Annotated in this window: 15 protein-coding genes; 4 read left to right on the forward strand and 11 right to left on the reverse strand. The window is 68.0% G+C overall.

Annotated elements, in window-relative coordinates:
- Nucleotides 1-174: 174 nt before the first annotated feature.
- Nucleotides 175-546 (forward strand): rhodanese-like domain-containing protein, encoded by a 372-nt coding sequence (locus B5V46_RS10050; RefSeq protein ID WP_196774232.1) that lies wholly within the window; start codon nucleotides 175-177, stop codon nucleotides 544-546.
- Between the two features lie 82 nt (nucleotides 547-628).
- On the opposite strand, the gene lpdA is transcribed toward B5V46_RS10050, so the two are convergent.
- From lpdA to B5V46_RS10075, 5 genes are all read right to left on the reverse strand, one after another.
- Nucleotides 629-2,023, reverse strand: coding sequence for a dihydrolipoyl dehydrogenase (gene lpdA / locus B5V46_RS10055; protein WP_080616480.1), 1,395 nt, complete (start codon nucleotides 2,021-2,023; stop codon nucleotides 629-631).
- Between the two features lie 130 nt (nucleotides 2,024-2,153).
- The gene (locus tag B5V46_RS10060) at nucleotides 2,154-2,732 is read right to left on the reverse strand and encodes a DUF924 family protein (RefSeq protein ID WP_080616481.1); all 579 of its coding nucleotides are present in this window, start codon (nucleotides 2,730-2,732) and stop codon (nucleotides 2,154-2,156) included.
- Nucleotides 2,733-2,829: 97 nt separating this feature from the next.
- Nucleotides 2,830-4,101 (reverse strand): MFS transporter, encoded by a 1,272-nt coding sequence (locus B5V46_RS10065; protein ID WP_080616482.1) that lies wholly within the window; start codon nucleotides 4,099-4,101, stop codon nucleotides 2,830-2,832.
- Nucleotides 4,102-4,130: 29 nt separating this feature from the next.
- On the reverse strand, nucleotides 4,131-5,240 hold the full coding sequence (gene queA, locus B5V46_RS10070; RefSeq protein WP_080616483.1) for a tRNA preQ1(34) S-adenosylmethionine ribosyltransferase-isomerase QueA: 1,110 nt from the start codon (nucleotides 5,238-5,240) through the stop codon (nucleotides 4,131-4,133).
- Entirely contained in the window at nucleotides 5,237-8,497 is a 3,261-nt protein-coding gene (locus tag B5V46_RS10075) for a DUF3971 domain-containing protein (protein ID WP_155774013.1), read from the reverse strand. The genes queA and B5V46_RS10075 overlap by 4 nt, the downstream gene beginning before the upstream one ends.
- Nucleotides 8,498-8,668: 171 nt before the next feature.
- Here B5V46_RS10075 and B5V46_RS10080 point away from each other — a divergent pair, with 171 nt between their 5' ends.
- From B5V46_RS10080 to B5V46_RS10090, 3 genes are all read left to right on the forward strand, one after another.
- Nucleotides 8,669-9,130 carry a peroxiredoxin gene (locus B5V46_RS10080; protein WP_080618013.1) on the forward strand — a complete coding sequence of 154 codons (462 nt, stop codon included), beginning with the start codon at nucleotides 8,669-8,671 and terminating at the stop codon, nucleotides 9,128-9,130.
- Nucleotides 9,131-9,443: 313 nt separating this feature from the next.
- A complete protein-coding gene (locus B5V46_RS10085; RefSeq protein ID WP_369822775.1) occupies nucleotides 9,444-10,784 on the forward strand; it encodes a DUF5930 domain-containing protein in 1,341 nt (446 codons plus the stop codon).
- Nucleotides 10,774-11,340: a polymer-forming cytoskeletal protein gene (locus B5V46_RS10090; protein ID WP_080616486.1), complete on the forward strand. Its 567-nt coding sequence runs from the start codon at nucleotides 10,774-10,776 to the stop codon at nucleotides 11,338-11,340. Before B5V46_RS10085 ends, B5V46_RS10090 begins: the two co-directional genes overlap by 11 nt.
- A gap of 163 nt (nucleotides 11,341-11,503) precedes the next feature.
- On the opposite strand, the gene B5V46_RS10095 is transcribed toward B5V46_RS10090, so the two are convergent.
- From B5V46_RS10095 to B5V46_RS19765, 6 genes are all read right to left on the reverse strand, one after another.
- Nucleotides 11,504-11,965 carry an acetyltransferase gene (locus B5V46_RS10095; protein WP_080616487.1) on the reverse strand — a complete coding sequence of 154 codons (462 nt, stop codon included), beginning with the start codon at nucleotides 11,963-11,965 and terminating at the stop codon, nucleotides 11,504-11,506.
- Between the two features lie 119 nt (nucleotides 11,966-12,084).
- Nucleotides 12,085-12,693: a superoxide dismutase gene (locus B5V46_RS10100; RefSeq protein WP_080616488.1), complete on the reverse strand. Its 609-nt coding sequence runs from the start codon at nucleotides 12,691-12,693 to the stop codon at nucleotides 12,085-12,087.
- Nucleotides 12,694-12,762: 69 nt separating this feature from the next.
- A complete protein-coding gene (locus tag B5V46_RS10105) occupies nucleotides 12,763-13,338 on the reverse strand; it encodes a sarcosine oxidase subunit gamma (protein WP_080616489.1) in 576 nt (191 codons plus the stop codon).
- Nucleotides 13,331-16,339 (reverse strand): sarcosine oxidase subunit alpha family protein, encoded by a 3,009-nt coding sequence (locus B5V46_RS10110; RefSeq protein ID WP_080616490.1) that lies wholly within the window; start codon nucleotides 16,337-16,339, stop codon nucleotides 13,331-13,333. The genes B5V46_RS10105 and B5V46_RS10110 overlap by 8 nt, the downstream gene beginning before the upstream one ends.
- Nucleotides 16,336-16,665, reverse strand: a complete 330-nt coding sequence (locus tag B5V46_RS10115) for a sarcosine oxidase subunit delta (RefSeq protein ID WP_080616491.1) — start codon at nucleotides 16,663-16,665, stop codon at nucleotides 16,336-16,338. Before B5V46_RS10115 ends, B5V46_RS10110 begins: the two co-directional genes overlap by 4 nt.
- 60 nt (nucleotides 16,666-16,725) lie before the next feature.
- Entirely contained in the window at nucleotides 16,726-16,899 is a 174-nt protein-coding gene (locus tag B5V46_RS19765; RefSeq protein WP_155774014.1) for a hypothetical protein, read from the reverse strand.
- Nucleotides 16,900-17,015: the final 116 nt, after the last annotated feature.

Consider the following 17,015-nt stretch of genomic DNA (forward strand, 5'->3'; position numbering starts at 1 on the left):
CTGCCCCCGGGGAATACTTGTGAAGAAATAGTTGACCCGAGCACGATCTCCAACCGAAAAATGAGAACATGACGGGAACATTCAAGACCGCCGGGGCTGCGTCCCCGTGCGCGCTTAACATTCGGGCCCTCGCCCCCCATAGTTCAGATGGAAATCTCAGAACAGGAGTGCGCGATGGCCAATTGGTTCGAGCTCATGGCGAGGGTCTACCCGTATATCGAGGAGATTCGCGCGAAGGATGCCAGCGTCCATGCCGAAAAGGGTGAACTGCTTCTGATCGACGTCCGCGAACCGCATGAGGTCGCCCGCAGCGGCAAGGCCAAGGGGGCGATCCATATCCCGCTCATGATGATCCGGCACAAGGCGAACAGGCAGGGGCCCAATTTCGACCCGACGCTCGACCCGGCCAAGAGCTTCGCGCTTTACTGCGAGAATGGCAGCAAGGCGATCCAGGCCGCGCGGATGATGAAGAAGATGGGCTACGAGGATGTCTACAACATGGGAGCCTTCCGCGAGTGGCTGAACGCCAAGCTCCCCGTCGAATAGCTCCCGGTCGAGTAGCCCCCCGGATATGCAGGCGCCGCCCCGGAAGGGACGGCGCAGCCTTGAGACGGGTCCCGGCCCGTCCCTAGAAATGGATCGCCCGGTCCCAGGCGTCCAGCACGGATTCGTGCATCATCTCCGACAGGGTCGGGTGCGGGAAGACGGTTTCCATCAGATCGGCTTCGGTCGTCTCCAGCTGACGGCCGACCACATAGCCCTGGATCAACTCCGTCACCTCGGCGCCGATCATATGCGCCCCCAGCAGCTCGCCGGTCTTGGCATCGAAGACGGTCTTGACCATGCCCTCGGCCTCGCCAAGGGCGATGGCCTTGCCATTGCCGATGAAGGGGAAGCGACCGACCTTGATGTCATGGCCCTGCTCCTTGGCCCTGGCCTCGGTCAGCCCGACGCTGGCGACCTGCGGATGGCAATAGGTGCAGCCCGCGATCGAGCCCGGCTTGATCGGGTGCGGCTTCTGCCCTGCGATCAGCTCGGCCACCATGACGCCCTCATGGGACGCCTTATGTGCCAGCCAGGGCGCGCCCGCGACGTCTCCGATGGCATAAAGCCCCTCGACCCCGGTCCGGCAATACTTGTCGGTGACGACATGGGTCCGGTCGATCCTGACGCCCAGCCCTTCAAGGCCCAGCCCCTCGACATTGCCGACGATGCCGACGGCGGAAATCACGGTGTCGACCTCGATCTTCTCGAGCTTGCCGTTCTGTTCGACATGGGCGACAACCTTGTCGGCGCTGCGGTCGAGTTGCTTGACCGTGGCCTTCTCGCGGATCGTCATGCCCTGCTTTTCGAACTGTTTCTTCGCAAAGGCCGAGATCTCGGCATCCTCGACCGGCAGGATGCGGTCCATCACCTCGACCACCGTGGTCTCGGCCCCCAGCGTGTTGAAGAAGCTGGCGAATTCGATGCCGATGGCGCCCGAGCCGATGACCAGGAGCTTCTTCGGCTCATGCGGCGGCTGCAGCGCGTGCTTGTAGGACCAGACCCGCTTGCCGTCGGCCTCGAGCCCCGGCAGGTTGCGCGCCCGCGCGCCCGTGGCCAGGACGATGGCCCTGGCGGTCAGCTCTTCGCTGCCCTTGTCTGTCTTGACCGAAACCCGGCCCTTGCCAGGCAGCGTGGCCTCGCCCATCACCACCGTGACCTTGTTCTTCTTCAGCAGATGCCCCACGCCCGAGGCCAGTTGCTTTGCCACCCCGCGCGAGCGCTTGACCACGGCCGGAAGATCATAGCCGATCCCCTCGGCCTTCAGCCCGAACTCCTTGGCGCGGTGCATCAGGTGGAACACCTCGGCCGAGCGCAGCAGCGCCTTGGTGGGGATGCAGCCCCAGTTGAGGCAGATGCCCCCCAGATGTTCGCGTTCGACCACGGCGACGCTGAGCCCGAGCTGGGCGCCGCGGATTGCCGCCACATAGCCCCCCGGCCCCGCGCCGATCACGATCATGTCGAAGTTACGCGCGGCCATGGCGCAGTCTCCCTTTCTAGGTTCCCTTGATGTTCCGAAGGCATGCGCAGTTTCCCGGCTGCGACGCCCGAATTCCCCGCAACCCGAAGCGGCGCGGGGACGATGTCAGATCCGGCTCTCGGGGCCGGTCTCAGGCAGAGGCACGCAATTCTTCGACGCAGGCAGCGTAGCCGCCGCTTTCGAGAAAGGCGATTTCTTCCTCGGAAGAGCCGCGATGCAGGGCGGCATTGCGGAACGGGAAGCGGCCGAAGCGGCGGATAAGCTCGCGATGGGCCTTGGCGTGCAGAAGGTTGTCGGCCCCGGTCTCGGGCATGCGGGTCAGCATCAGACGGACGCAGCGATCCTGGTCCATCAGGCATTCCGAATGCATCAGCGGCATGTAGAAGAACTGACGCTCAGGCTCGGGGTAGCGCATGTCGAAATTATGCTCGATCGCCTGTTTGGCGGCAGCACGGGCCAGCGCGTCGGTGGCAAAGGCGCGCCAGTCGCCACGGAACATGTTGCGCGGAAACTGGTCGGTCAGGATCAGGAAGGCGAAGGCCCCCGCGGGGTTGGTCACCCATTCGTGCAGCTCGCCGGAATGGGCCGCTTCCCAGTCGCCCTTGAACTGCGCGACGATGGCGGCATCGACCTCGGGGTCGGCCTTGTACCAGCCCGCCGGGCCGACCTCTTCCATCCAGAAGCTGATGATCTGTTCGCGTCGCGGCATCTGATCCTCCTCGACCGTAGGCTGCCTGTTCGTGCTGGCGCGGATGGTTTCAGATTTACCCGGGGGGTTCAAGCCGTCCAGCGGTTCATCCCGGCCTTTAGGCCGGGCCGGGCGGCCCCGCGCCCTGATCGTCCTGCGCGGCCTCGATGGCAACCTCCTGGGCCAGCTCGACCGCAACCGGCGTGGCCGAAGGCAGCACCGGCGCATAGCTGCCGGTCTCGTCGACCGGAACCGGCGCGCGCTGGGTCATCCGGAAGGCGGTGAAGACCGCCAGCGAGGCCATCAGGACAGCGATGAAGAGAAAGAACCCGCCCGGCCCGATCACGCCCATGGCCCAGCCCGTCACCAGCGGCCCGAGGATCGCGCCGACCCCGTTGAGAAACAGCATCCCGCCCGAGGCCGCAGCCATGTCCTCGGGCTGGAGATAGTCGTTGGTATAGGCGATCAGCAGCGAGTAAAGCGGGTTCGACATGCCCCCGATGACGAAGGCCGCGGTCAGGAGCGCGCCATAATTCGTTCCCACCACGATCGCGGCGCCCGCCGCGGCCGCGCCGATGGCGGCGGCGGCCAGGATCAGGGTGCGCCGGTCGATCCGGTCAGAGAGCCAGCCGATCGGGTACTGGAACAGCAGGCCGCCCAGATAGATCGTGGCGACGAAGGCCGAGATCTGGGCGACCGACAACCCCGCCTCCGAGCCGAAGACCGAGGCCATCCCGAACAGTGCCGAGAACACCCCCCCGATCAGGAAGACGCCGACCGTGCCGGTGGGCGAGGTCCGGATCAGGTCGCGCAGCTTCATCGGCTTCGTCGTCTCGAAGGGCGGCGTCGGGCTGACCGACAGAAGGATCGGCGCAAACGAGATCGACACCAGCACCGAGGGGATGATGAACAGGATGAAGCCGCCCGGATCGGCGGTCAGCAAAAGCCCCTGCGCCGCGACGATCCCCGCCATCTGGGTGATCATGTAAAGCGACAGCGCCTGCCCCCGGGTCTCGTTCGAGGCGGAGTTGTTCAGCCAGCTTTCGGCGGTGACATAGACGCCCGAGAAGCAGAAACCGATCAGCACCCGCCCGATCGTCCAGGCCAGCGGGTCGGTCCAGGCGGGGTAAAGGATCAGCACCGCCGAGATGAAGGAGCCGAGCGCGGCGAAGACACGGATATGCCCGACCCGGCGGATCATCTCGGGCGCGAGCCGCGAGCCCCCGAGGAAACCCAGGAAATAGGCCGACATCACCATCGACATCTCGTAGGTCGAGAACCCCTCGATCCCGCCACGGATCCCCAGGAGCGTGCCCTGGATCCCATTGCCGACCATGAGCAGAAGAATACCCAGAAGCAGGGCCCAGGAGCTTGCCAACACCTTGAACACGGGAGAAGTCCTTTCGCAGTCTTGCGATCTTACGCGGCCGGGCCGGATGGGGGGGCTTTCGGGCGACCGCTGTCCCGCAGGTCCCGACCCGGCGGAATCAGAAGCGACGCGTCGCCATAGGAGAAGAAACGATACCCATGTTCAACAGCATGAAGGTAAATTTTCCGAATACGCGCATTGCCCATCAGCGCCGAGACCAGCATCAGCAGGGTCGAACGCGGCAGATGGAAATTGGTGATGAGCGCATCGGTCAGCCGGAACCGGAAACCGGGCCTGATGAAGATGTCGGTCTCGCCCCGCCAGGGCGCGATCCGGTCCTCCGCCACGGCCGCGCTCTCGATCAGGCGCAGCGCCGTGGTTCCGACCGGAATGATCCGTCCGCCGGCATCGCGGGTCGCGTTGATCTCGGCGGCGGCGGTCTCGGAAACCTCGCCCCATTCGGCATGCATCCGGTGCTCGGACACATCGTCGGTCTTGACCGGCAGGAAGGTGCCCGCGCCGACATGCAGCGTCACATGGGTGAAGGCCACGCCCTTCGCCGCCAGCGCCGCCAGCAGGGGCTCGTCGAAATGAAGCGAGGCCGTGGGCGCCGCGACCGCGCCGGGACGGGCGGCCCAGACCGTCTGGTAGTCCTCGCGGTCCTGCGCATCGGCCGGACGGCGGGCCGCGATATAGGGCGGCAGCGGCATCGCCCCGGCCTCGGCCAGGGCCGCATCGAAGGTCGCGCCCGCACAGTCGAAGGCCAGCGTCGCATCCTCGGCCCCGCGCGCCACGACCCCGGCCGAGAGTGCGTCCGAAAACCGGATCCGGTCGCCGGGCCTCAGCTTCTTGAGGGGCCGCGCCATCGCCCGCCACGCCCCGCCCGCGACGGGCTCCATCAGCGTGACCTCGACCCGGGCCTCGGCCGGCCCCTGGCCCGTCTCGCGCCGCCGCAACCCAGACAGCCGCGCCGGGATCACCCTGGTGTCATTCAGCACCAGCCGGTCGCCGGGCCCCAGCAGATCGGCAAGGTCGCGCACATGCCGATCGCGGATCGCGTCGCCCTCGGCCACCAGCAGCCGGGCCGCCGAGCGCGGGCGCACGGGCCGGGTGGCGATCAGCGCCTCGGGCAGATCGAAATCGAAATCGGAGAGTTTCATGGCGCCTCCTTAAGCCGCGGCGCGGGGCTGCGGAAGAGCTCTCGGAACATTCCTGGCGTCAGGATCGACAATGGATTGACCCCGACCTCGAGAGCGGCCGGAGTCCCTTTCAGCGTGAAATCGAACCCCAGAACCCCCTCGCCCTTCCGGGTCAGCACCGAGCCGATGCCGTTGAACATGTAGACCGGCGACAGCACGCCCCGGAAATTCATCTGCTTCGAGCCGGTCAGGTAGACCCCCTGCAGCGACACCCCCAGCGAGGGCCCGATCGCGCTTCCCTCGCGGATCTCGACCGCGCCGGGAACCAGCCGGAACTGCGTCTCGACATTGGTGAAGGACAGCCCCTCGCCGTCGAGCAAGTCGAGCAGGCCGATCACCGAAATCGCGCTGAGCAACTCGACCGTGGCCGGCGTGCCGCCGACCCGAAGATTGGCGATCCGGGCGGTCCCGTCGTAATGCCCGGCCTTGCCGGTCGGGTTCAGCACCAGATCGAGCGTGCCGCCACTGGCCCGGCCGTAGATCCCCGCAGCCCCCAGCACCGCGCCCGCGTCCGCCGAGCGCACCCGCACTGCCATTCCCGACTGGGCCGGCATCAGCGATACCGAGATCGGCGCCTGGCCCGCCACCCGCGCCTCGAACCCGCCCGAGGCACCGTTCAGCCGTCCTCGCACCCGGGTCAGCTGCAGGCCGTCGCCGACCCGCACCCGGTCGAGCGCGACCGCCACGGCCCCGCCGCCTCCCGTCCCGAACCGCGGCGGCATCGCCGCGAGATCGGCGCTGCCGCCGGTGATGGTCAGCGAGGGCGCCCGGCCCTCCCCCTGCCCGGTCAGCGTCACCGCCGCGTCAAGCCAGCCGCCCAGCCGGACATGCGAGAACCGCGCCGTATCGAGCCCGCCATCCGGCCTGAGCGAAACCTGCCCCTCGGCCGACAATCCCGGCGCTTCGAGGGACAGGCGCTCGACCGCAGGCGGGCTGCCCAGACGGGCCTCGAGCTCGAGCCGCCCGGCGCGGGCCTCCGGTTTCGACCAGCCGATCTCGTCGAGCCGGAGCCCGAGCCCGGTCAGATCCGAGCTGAGACGAAGCGCGGGCGGCGCATCGGGCGGCAAGGTCAGCTCGAAGGCGCCGCGCGCCGCCCCGGTGAGGCTGTTCGCGGGCAGCCCCAGCCCGAAGGTCGTGTTGATGCGCGGCGACAGCTCGACCGTGCCCGAGACCGTCGAGATCCCGCTGCCGGTCACGGCACGGCTCCAGCGCGCGCGGAGCGGCACCCCGTCAAGCGCCGCCGTGCCCGAGACCGACACCTCGTCCTCGTCGGCGCGCAGATCGAGACGCGTGGCGCTCAGGCGACGGCCGGGCACAAGACTGTCGGAGACGACATCCTCCAGCACGCCCTCGACCCTGTAGCCCACAGCCTCGAGCGGCAGATCGCGGATCAGCGGCAGCCGCAAGCCGACCGACAGCCGCGCCCGGCCCTCGGCCGTATCCGTGGGCAGCTCGGCCCGGCGCGCGAGGGTCAGGGGCGGCAGATCGATCAGCGACAAGGCCGCCGGGACCGCCCCCTCGGTCTTCAGTTCAAAGACCGCCGGCACCGGATCGGCCGCGAGGTCGGGAATTTGCATCGTCGAGCCCGCCACGGCCACCGCCCCTCCCTCGGGCGCCTCGACGCTGCCGCCCTCGACCGACACCGTCAGGCTGCGATCCTCGATCGCCAGATAGCCCCGGCCATCGCGAAGCGGCGGAAATTCCGGCAGGAAACGGACGATGGCATCGCGGATGCGCGCGCCGAGCGCCAGCCGGACCGGGCCGCCGGGCGGGCGCCGAAGCCCGAGATGGGCGTCGTAGAGACTGCCCCCCTGCAGGTTTTCGGCCAGCCAGCTGCGGGCACCCTGCGCCAGGTTCACCGGCCAGAGCGCCAGCAGGCGCCGGTGGTCGATCCTGTCGAGATCGGCGCTCATGGTCAGATCCCAGCCCTCGGGCAGCGCCCGTACCCGGCCCGAGGCGCGATAGCTGCCCTCGTCGCCGCTCAGCACCAGTTGCCCGATCTGCGCCTCGAAGGGATCGAACGCGACCCGGAGGTCGAGCGCCCCGCCGGCGAACGAGGCCGGGCTTTCGAACAGGCCGTCTGGATCGAGCCCGACCTCGCCGAAGCGCAGCTGCGCGACAAGCGCCTCGGGCCAGCCGCCGCCGGTGGCGACCAGATCGGCATGGCCCTTGCCCGTCAGCCGCAGCGCGGCCGTATCGAGCGAGATCCGCGACAGCTCGATCCGGCCCGCGCCGGCGTCATAGGTGAACTGGCTCTGGGCAGAGTCGAAGCGGATCGGCGCGGCCCCGCCCGGCGGGGTCAGCGCGCCCTGCCCGATCTCGAGCGTCGCGGTCAGATCGCCGATCCGGCCGCTTTCGTCGATCTCGCTGCGCATCGCACCCGAGATCGGTGCCTCGATCAGCGCCAGCGGCGCCAGCGCGGGCGACTGGGTGGCAATATCGGCCGAGGGCACATCCGAGAACCCCGCCGAAAGCCGCGCCGCCGGGCTGCCCCGGAACGAGGTGAAGCCGAAGGCGAATTCCGAGGCGACCGGGGCCGCGCCGCGCAGCGAGAAGAAGGCCTGCGCCACCACCGTCTCGGGCGTCTGGTCAAGCGTCATCAGCCCGTTCTCGACCCGCCAGGTCCGGTCCGCCCGGGCGTCGATATAGGTCAGCGCCAGCCCCTCGACACTGACCGCGCGCAGCGGCGCCAGCGCGGGCGCGTCGAAGCTGCGGTCGATCTGGTCCAGGATCTCGGCCAGGCTGCCGCCGACCCCGAGCGGCGCGCCGGTGCCGCCGAGGGCAAGGTCGATCCGGCCGTCGGCACCGCGGCGCAGCGTGACCTCGGCGCCGGTCAGCGCCAGATGATCGACCTCGAGCCGCCGCCCCAGAAGCGCGCGCGCATCGAGCTGCGCCTCGGCCCGCGGCAGGCGCAGGACCTCGCGCCCGGCCGCGTCGGTCAGCGTCACGCCGCCCAGCCGCACCAGCGGCGCCTCGCTGCGCGACAGCCGCAGGCCCACGCTGTCGAGCCTCAGCATCAGCGGCGAAATCTCGGCATTGACCCGGGCCTCGACCCGCGCGACGGCCCAGCCCGGCAAGGTCACCATGCGTTCGGTCAGGACCAGCCCGACAAGCCCAAGCGCCCCGACCATCATGGCCAGGCCGAGCAGCAGGCCGATCCCGAGGCGCTGATGCGGGGGCCGTCCGGATCGATCGGAAGGTGACTCTCTCTCGCTCATGCCTCCGGACCCGAGGCCGCCTCTCGCGGCCGGTCCGCTCCCGTCTTGCCTGCCCCTGCGCGGGGCCTATTCTCTGCCCCGTCGCATTGCACCTATGGACCCATGGCGCGGTTCTGCCAACCCGTCAAAAGCCGTCGACCAAGGAGGAAAGACCCGACCATGCCCGACACCATGACAGAGACCGGCCAGACCGCCCCCGATTTCACCCTGCCCCGGGACGAGGGCGACCCCGTCACGCTTTCGGCGCAGCGCCCGGCACCGGTCGTTCTTTATTTCTACCCGAAGGATGACACGTCGGGCTGCACGAAGGAAGCCATCGCCTTCTCGGGATTGCTGGCCGAGTTCGAGGCCGCAGGGGCGCGCGTCTTCGGCATTTCGAAGGACAGCCTCGCCAAGCACGGCAAGTTCCGCAGCAAGCACGAGCTGAGCGTGCCGCTCCTGTCGGACGCCGAGGGCGATGTCTGCGAGCGCTACGGCGTCTGGGTCGAGAAATCCATGTACGGCAAGCGCTACATGGGGATCGAACGCGCCACGGTCCTGATCGACGGCACCGGCCGGATCGCGCGGATCTGGCGCAAGGTGAAGGTGCCGGGCCATGCCGAGGAGGTCCTCGAGGCGGTCCGCGCCCTCTGAGCAGGCCCGGCTGAACAGGGCCCTCCGAACGGGGCCGTCAAAACAGGTCCGGAGCGGGCAAATTCCGGCCCCACCGGGCCGGTCGCGTTCCCGGATCGTTCGCCCGGAAACGGCCCTGTGGCAGAGATGCCATAGATGCAATTTGCTTGCGTCAATCGGCGAAATTTCGCCGATTGACGCCTGCTTTTCGCCCAAAACACTGAAAAAGTCTTAAAATCCTTGCGGCAGAGCGGGGCTCTGGGTAGGAACGGGCCGAGGCGTCCCCTCTGCGGAGCGTCTGAACCGGACCCAAAACGGGCAGATGAGGCAGACATTGACGGCGCGTTTCCTTCACCGCATCGATGTGGCGCTCGGGCGCTACCTTCCTGAAAAAAGACTCTTCCTGCGGTCGGACCAAAGCACGCGCTTCGTCCGGCTTTCTCCGCTGACCCAGGCCGCGGCGCTGTCGGGCACCACGGCGCTTGTCGCCTGGACAATGGTAGCTAGCTCGATCCTTCTGATCGACCAGGTCGGTTCGGGAAACATCCGCGACCAGGCGCGCCGCGAGCAGGCGCTTTACGACAGCCGCCTGAACGCCATCGCAGCCGAGCGCGACCGCCGCGCCGAGGCCGTCCGCCAGGCGCAGGACCGCTTCAACCTCGCGCTCGACGAGGTCTCGAAGATGCAGTCCGCGCTGCTGGCCTCGGAAGAGCGGCGCCGCGAGCTTGAAACCGGGATGACGGTCCTGCAGGCGACGCTGCGCCGGACCCTGACCGAACGCGATGCCGCTGAAAACCGCAGCGTCGAACTTGCGGCACAGCTGGCGGGCGAGACCGCCCCCGCCGACGGACCGAGCCCGGCCGATATCCAGCAAACGCTGGGCTTTCTCACCGCCGCGCTCGACCAGACCTCGGCCGAACGCGACAAGGTCGCCGAGGACGCCGCCTCGGCCTATGAGATGGTCCAGGCCATCGCCTATGAGCGCGAGCTCGATGCCGAGCGCAACGACCAGATCTTCACCTCGCTCGAAGAGGCGCTGACGGTCTCGATGACGCCGCTCGACAAGATGTTCAAGGCGGCCGGGCTGAACACCAAGAGCATCCTCAACCGCGTGCGTCAGGGCTATTCCGGCATCGGCGGCCCGCTGACGCCCCTGTCGGTCTCGAGCAAGGGCAACGCCACCGAGCTGTCGCCCGACGAGATCCGCGCCCGCGCGATCATGGGCCGGCTCGACGAGATCAACATGTATCGCATTGCCGCCGAGAAGCTGCCTTTCGCGCAACCCCTGAAATCGGGCTACCGGCTGACCAGCCCGTTCGGCCGGCGCACCCATCCCACCCTCGGCGGCAGTCGCATGCATGAGGGCACCGACATGGCCTCGGCCTATGGCACGCCGATCTATTCCACCGCGGATGGTGTCGTGGTCAAGGCGCAATGGGTGTCGGGCTATGGCCGCATGGTCGAGATCCGGCACGAATTCGGCATCGTCACCCGCTACGGTCACATGTCGAAGATCAGGGTCCAGGCCGGTCAAAGGGTCTCGCGCGGGGACCGGATCGGTGATATGGGAAGTTCCGGACGGTCGACCGGCACCCATCTGCATTACGAGGTGCGCGTCGACGGGAAACCCGTGAACCCGATGACCTATATCAAGGCAGCCAGAAATGTTTTCTAAGAGCAGGATCAACGAGCCCGGGCCCAAGGCCGGCGAGGCCGAGAAGGCAAAGGCATTCGAGACGACCTCGGTCCCCCGGTCCGGCGACGCGCCCATCCCCTCTGCGCCGCGGGCCAAGCCGCCGGCCTCCATGCTGTCTTCCGATCTCGTCGTCACCGGCAACCTCAAGACCACCGGAGACATCCAGATCGAGGGCACGATCGATGGCGACATCTCGGCCCATCTGCTGACCGTGGGCGAGAATGCAACCGTCCGTGGCGAGGTGGTGGCCGATGACGTCGTGATCAACGGCCGCGTGATCGGTCGGGTGCGCGGGCTGAAGGTGCGCCTGACCTCGACCGCCCGGGTCGAGGGCGACATCATCCACAAGACCATCGCGATCGAAAGCGGCGCGCATTTCGAAGGCTCGGTGCAGCGCCAGGACGATCCGCTGAACAGCGGCAAGCGGGCCCAGCAGGCCCCGGCCGCCGCTCAACCGCAGCAGGCACGGCCGCAGCAGGGCGGTGCGGCGGCGACCGGCTCCGCCAAACCCGCAGAGGGCGCGCCGAAGGCCTGAGGAAAGACGAGCTCCGGGGAGGAGGTTTCAAGGCCCCGTGCCGCCCCTTGAACGGGATGGGCGGGGCCTTGATCACGGATCCCCGAAGCGCTGGTAACGGAAATACGCGAAGGCCGCCCTCAGAGGCGGCCTTCTCTGTCTCAAGCCTTCACTATCTCTGGCTTCAGGTGTCCGAGGCGGCCGATGCGGCGCTTCGATGTCGCAGATGAAGAAGCGGATAGGGCCGCCCCTGCCCGTCCGGGGCCGAACGGCCGGTCTTCTCGAACCCTCTCGCCTCGTAGAAGGCCAGCGCGCGCCGGTTGGCTTCGTTCACATCGGTGGTGAGCCCGGGATGCGCCTTCAGAGCAAAGCGGATCAGGGCCGAGCCGATGCCCCGGCCATGGCAGGCCGGATCGACGAAAAGCGCCTCCATATGCCCCTCATGCAGAAGCATGAAGCCCTGCGGGACATCCGCGTCGTCGACCGCCAGACAGAGCGGCACCGTCGGAAGGAAGACGGCAAGCTCGCGCTCGATGGCGGCGCGGTCCTCCGTGGTCAGGAACTCATGGGTGGCATCGACGGCGCGGCGCCAGATGTCGATGACGCGGGGCATGTCCTTGGGTGTCGAGGGGCGCAAATTTTCCATGCCCGCCTCCTAGCAGACGCCGAACGCCCCCGCCATCGCCTTTCCCGCAACGAAAACCCCCGCCGCGGCTGCGCGCCGGGCGGGGGCAATGGCGGTCGGGCCCGAGGGCCCGGGGCCGATCAGGCCTTGGACAGGCGCTCGGCCACGTTTTCCCAGTTGACCAGCTTTTCGAGGAAGTTGGTCAGGTAGGCCGGGCGCTTGTTGCGGAAGTCGATATAGTAGGAATGCTCCCACACGTCGCAGCCCAGAAGCGCGGTCTGGCCGAAGCAGAGCGGGTTCACGCCATTCTCGGTCTTGGTGACCTTCAGCGTGCCGTCGGTATCGACCACCAGCCAAGCCCAGCCGGACCCGAACTGGCCGGCACCGGCGGCAGCGAAGTCTTCCTTGAACTTCTCGACCGTGCCGAAGGCATCCTTGATGCGGGCTTCAAGCTCGGAGGGCATCGCCACCGGCTTCGGCGTCATCATTTCCCAGAACTGGCTGTGGTTCCAGTGCTGCGAGGCGTTGTTGAAGACCCCCGACTGGGCGACCGCGCCGCTCTGATAGGTGCCCTTCACGATCTCCTCGACCGATTTCGAGGCCCATTCGGTGCCCTCGATCAGCTTGTTGCCGTTATCGACATAGGCCTTGTGGTGAATATCGTGATGGTATTCCAGCGTTTCCTTCGACATGCCGCTATCGGCAAGGGCGTCGTGAGCATAGGGAAGGGCCGGGAGTTCGAAAGCCATTGAAGACCTCCTTCTTGGTTAACAAACTGCGTCACTTTGGCCCTAGATGGAGGTCGCAAAGCGCGAACGTCAACCCCCCGCCGGGAAATACCCGACAGGCGGCGCAGCCGCGGCCGCAGTCAGAAGGTCACGAACATATACGGCCACCGAACGGAAACAGATCAGTCCGAAGCGATCGGGGCTTTCGCACCAGATCGCGGCCGGCACCTGGCCCAGACGGCTGCGGCGGAACCGGCCCGGCCCGAAGGCCTCGGGCGCCATGTCGGCCGGGGTGAGGCGGGCCAGAACCTCGCGCCCGGCGGCGCCGTCAAGCCGGAAGACGGCGCGCGCATCCGACATGTCGGCCAGCGTCGCGTGACGGCCCTTCAACGCCCGGCCGATGGTGTCCATGGTGCGCGCGACCTCGGCATAGGGCACGAACAGCAAAAGCTCGTCCGGCGCCATCCAGGCCAGCCCCCGCTCGCCCTCGACACGGCCCTCGAGCGGTCCGGGCAGGTCGATGCCGGTGACGCCGGTCGCGGCATTGCGGATCTTGGCATCGGCCAGATCGCCCTTGAGCGCGATCATGCCCTGCAGCGGCTGTTCGACGATGCGGACCAGCCCCTCGATGCAGGCGCCACCCAGTGCGGTCACGGGTTCAGACATTCTGTTTCTCCCCTTCCGGGTCGTAGAAGACCGGGCTGACGATCCGCGCCCGGACCGTGCTGCCATCGGCGCAGGTGAAGTCGATCACCTCGTCCATGCGCTCGGGCCCGTGCAGGACCAGCCCCAGCGCAATGCCCCGCTTCAAGGTCGGCGAATAATAGCTCGACGTGACCCGGCCCTGGGTGTTGCGCTGGCCATTGGCCGTGCGCCCGGAGGCCGCGGCATAGACCCCGTCGGGCAGGACCGAGTCGTCAAGCGTCTCGAGCCCCACGAGCTTCCAGCGCTCGGGGTCGGTCATGTGGCTGCGCTCCTGCGCGCGCTTGCCGATGAAGTCGTCCTTCTTCTTCGACACCGCCCAGTCGAGCCCCAGATCCTGCGGAATGACCGTGCCGTCGCTTTCGTCGCCGATCATGATGAAGCCCTTCTCGGCCCGCAGCACATGCAGCGCCTCGGTGCCATAGGGCGCGATGCCCAGATCGGCCCCCGCCTTCAGACAGGCATCCCAGAAGGCCCGCCCCTGCCCGGCCCGGATCGCGACCTCGAAGCTCAGCTCGCCCGAGAAGGAAATCCGATAGACCCGCACCGGGAAACCGCCAAGCTCGCCCTCGGCCCAGGCCATGAAGGGCAGCGCCTCCTTCGACAGATCCATCCCGCCGAGACGCTCCAGCACCTCGCGCGCCTTCGGGCCGGCAATGCCGATCTGGGCGAATTGCTCGGTCTGGTTGACCACATGGACCTTGAGGTCCCACCATTCGGTCTGCAGCCATTCCTCCATGTGCTGATGCACATGCTCGGCCCCGCCCGAGGTGGTGTGACAGAGGAAGCTGTCCTCGGACAGCCGCACCACCACGCCGTCATCCATCAGAAAGCCGTTTTCCGAGCACATCAGCCCGTAGCGGCAGCGCCCGACCTTCAGGCTCGACATCATGTTCGTGTAGACCCGGTCGAGGAAGCGCCCGGCATCGGGGCCCTTGACGAGGATCTTGCCCAGCGTCGAGGCATCGAGCAGCCCCACCGCCTCGCGCACCGCGCGAATTTCGCGCCGTACCGCCTTGTCATGGCTCTCACCTTTCGCCGGGTAGCAATAGGGGCGGCGCCACAGGCCGACAGGTTCGAAATGCGCGCCCTTCTCCTCGTGCCAGCCCTGCAGCGGCGTGCGCCGTTCGGGCTGGAAGGTGGCGCCGATCCCGGGCCCGGCAATGGCGCCGAAGGTCAGGGGTGTATAGGGCGGGCGGAAAGTGGTGGTGCCGACGGCCGGTATATCCTCACCCAATGCCTCAGCAAGAACCGCCAGACCGTTGACATTACTCATTTTACCCTGATCCGTCGCCATCCCGAGCGTGGTATAGCGCTTGGTATGCTCGACGCTTTCATAGCCCTCGTGCGCGGCCAATTGCACATCCGAGACCTTCACGTCGTTCTGGTAATCGAGGAACATCTTCATCCGCAGCTCGGGCCCGGCCCGGCGCGGCAGCATCCAGGCGGGCTCGACCGGCTGCTGCTCGGGGGCGGTGGCGACCGCGTCGACCGGCTCGGCGTCGAAGCCTGCGGCCAAGGCCGCCGCCGCCCCGGCCCGGCCCGCGTCAAGCTGACAGCGCTTGGCCAGAAGCGCGCCATTGGCGGTGCCCGCGGCATGAACGAAGGTCTTGCCGTCATGGGATTTCGGCGCGCGGTCCGCATCGGGGCGGAAACTGGCCTGCTTGGGGTCCCAGAACAGCTTGCCCCCCGCCTGCGACCACAGATGCACCGCAGGCGACCAGCCGCCCGACATCGCCACCGCGTCGCAGGCGATGCGGTCGGTCGGATAGCCCTTGCCATCGACCGGGCCGATACCGACCGAGCGCACCCGCTTGCCGCCAGCCACATCGACCACGGTCATGCCGGTCCGCAACTGGATCCCGGCCTTGCGGGCGATCTCGGGCAGCGGACCCGTCGCCTCGGCGCGGGTGTCGAGGATCGCGGGCACCTCGAGCCCCGCCTCGAGCAGACACAGCGCGGTGCGATAGGCATCGTCATTATTGGTCAGCACCACGGTCCGCCGTCCGGCCGCCACCGCCCAGTTCTCGACATAGTCGCGCATGGCCGAGGCCAGCATCACCCCGGGCAGATCATTGCCGGGGAAGGCCAGAGGCCGTTCGATGGCGCCTGCGGCAACGATCACCTGCCTGGTGCGGATCTTCCAGAGCCGATGCCGCGGGCCTGCGCCGCCGGGGGCGTGGTCGCTCAGCCGCTCATGGGCCAGCGCGAAGCCGTGATCGTAGATCCCGGCGCCCTGACAGCGCAGCCGGAGCGTGACATTGGGCAGCCGCTCAAGCGCCGCGACGGTGTCGGAGACCCAGTTCTCGGCCGGATGGCCCTCGATCTCGACCCCGTCCACGGCCGCGCGCCCGCCCCAATGCGGGCTCTGCTCGACCAGCAGCACCCGCGCGCGCGCCCGTCCCGCGACCAGCGCCGCCTGCAACCCGGCGACACCGCCGCCCACGATCAGCACATCGGTATGGACGTGGAAATGCTCGTAGCTGTCGGGATCGGGCTCGGAAGGCGCCCGGCCCAGCCCGGCCGAGCGGCGGATCAGCGGCTCGTAGACATGTTCCCAGAAGGCCGCGGGCCTCAGGAAGGTCTTGTAGTAGAAGCCCGCGGGCAGGAAGCGCGCAAGCCGGCTGTTGATCGCGCCGATATCGAAGGCGAGCGTGGGAAAGCGGTTCTGGCTTTCGGCCTCGAGCCCGTCGAACAGCTCGGTCGTGGTCGCGCGCTGGTTCGGCTCGAACCGGCCGCCGCTGCCCAGGCCCACCAGGGCGTTCGGCTCCTCGGCGCCCGAGGCGACGATGCCGCGCGGGCGGTGATACTTGAAGGACCGGCCGACCAGCATCCTGTCATTGGCCAGAAGCGCCGAGGCCAGCGTATCGCCCGCAAAGCCCTCGCACCCGGCCCCGTCGAAGGTGAAGCCAAGCCGCGTACGGCGGTCGATCAGGCGGCCGCCCGAAGGAAGACGAAAGCTCATGCCCGGCCCTCCCAGACAAAGCCCGGCACCCGGACGGCAATCCTGTCGAGAAGCTCGCGCGGCGGTTCGGGGGTCTGGGCGGGATAGGTGCCGTAGACCTCCAGCGTCACCGTGTTGCGCGCGGCATGGAACCACTTGCCGCAGCCATGGGCATGGCGCCAGCGCTCGAAGTGAACGCCCCTGGGGTTCCTGCGGTGGAACAGATAGGCCTCGAAGGCCGCCTCATCCGCACCGGGGCCGACGCGCGCGATATGCGCTTCGCCGCCCGGGGCAAGTTCGGTTTCCTCTGCGGTCGCGCCGCAGCAGGGACAAGTCAGGACAAGCATCGCGCCCCCTCGGTCCGGTTCATGAGATGACGGACGGGGGCGCGGTGGACGGCCCCCGGCTTATTCGTCGGGAAGCGGGAAGACCTGAGCGTGCTGGCTGCCGCTTCCGGCATAGTAGACATGGGCGCCCACGACGGCGAGGAACAGCGGGAACAGAACCCCGCCCACCAGAGCGATCCACTTGACGGCGGATGCGGGCACCAGGACGTCGTCGTTCGAGGTATGGTCAGACATGCGCGGCTCTCCGATTTGCGTTTGGCGCAACTTATGCAAACCACGCCACGGGTCAAGACGACCAAAGGCCCGGAGCGCCTTTCTGCGACACCGCGGCTCAGGTCCGAAAGGCCCCG

This window comes from Rhodovulum sp. MB263, from assembly GCF_002073975.1.
Lineage (GTDB): Bacteria > Pseudomonadota > Alphaproteobacteria > Rhodobacterales > Rhodobacteraceae > Rhodovulum.

Coding starts and splice junctions, on each gene's coding strand:
- B5V46_RS10050 (WP_196774232.1), top strand. CDS start 175: ATGGCCAATTGGTTCGAGCTCATGGCGAGGGTCTACCCGTATATCGAG.
- lpdA (WP_080616480.1), bottom strand. CDS start 2,023: ATGGCCGCGCGTAACTTCGACATGATCGTGATCGGCGCGGGGCCGGGG.
- B5V46_RS10060 (WP_080616481.1), bottom strand. CDS start 2,732: ATGCCGCGACGCGAACAGATCATCAGCTTCTGGATGGAAGAGGTCGGC.
- queA (WP_080616483.1), bottom strand. CDS start 5,240: ATGAAACTCTCCGATTTCGATTTCGATCTGCCCGAGGCGCTGATCGCC.
- B5V46_RS10075 (WP_155774013.1), bottom strand. CDS start 8,497: ATGAGCGAGAGAGAGTCACCTTCCGATCGATCCGGACGGCCCCCGCAT.
- B5V46_RS10080 (WP_080618013.1), top strand. CDS start 8,669: ATGACAGAGACCGGCCAGACCGCCCCCGATTTCACCCTGCCCCGGGAC.
- B5V46_RS10090 (WP_080616486.1), top strand. CDS start 10,774: ATGTTTTCTAAGAGCAGGATCAACGAGCCCGGGCCCAAGGCCGGCGAG.
- B5V46_RS10095 (WP_080616487.1), bottom strand. CDS start 11,965: ATGGAAAATTTGCGCCCCTCGACACCCAAGGACATGCCCCGCGTCATC.
- B5V46_RS10100 (WP_080616488.1), bottom strand. CDS start 12,693: ATGGCTTTCGAACTCCCGGCCCTTCCCTATGCTCACGACGCCCTTGCC.
- B5V46_RS10105 (WP_080616489.1), bottom strand. CDS start 13,338: ATGTCTGAACCCGTGACCGCACTGGGTGGCGCCTGCATCGAGGGGCTG.
- B5V46_RS10110 (WP_080616490.1), bottom strand. CDS start 16,339: ATGAGCTTTCGTCTTCCTTCGGGCGGCCGCCTGATCGACCGCCGTACG.
- B5V46_RS10115 (WP_080616491.1), bottom strand. CDS start 16,665: ATGCTTGTCCTGACTTGTCCCTGCTGCGGCGCGACCGCAGAGGAAACC.
- B5V46_RS19765 (WP_155774014.1), bottom strand. CDS start 16,899: ATGTCTGACCATACCTCGAACGACGACGTCCTGGTGCCCGCATCCGCC.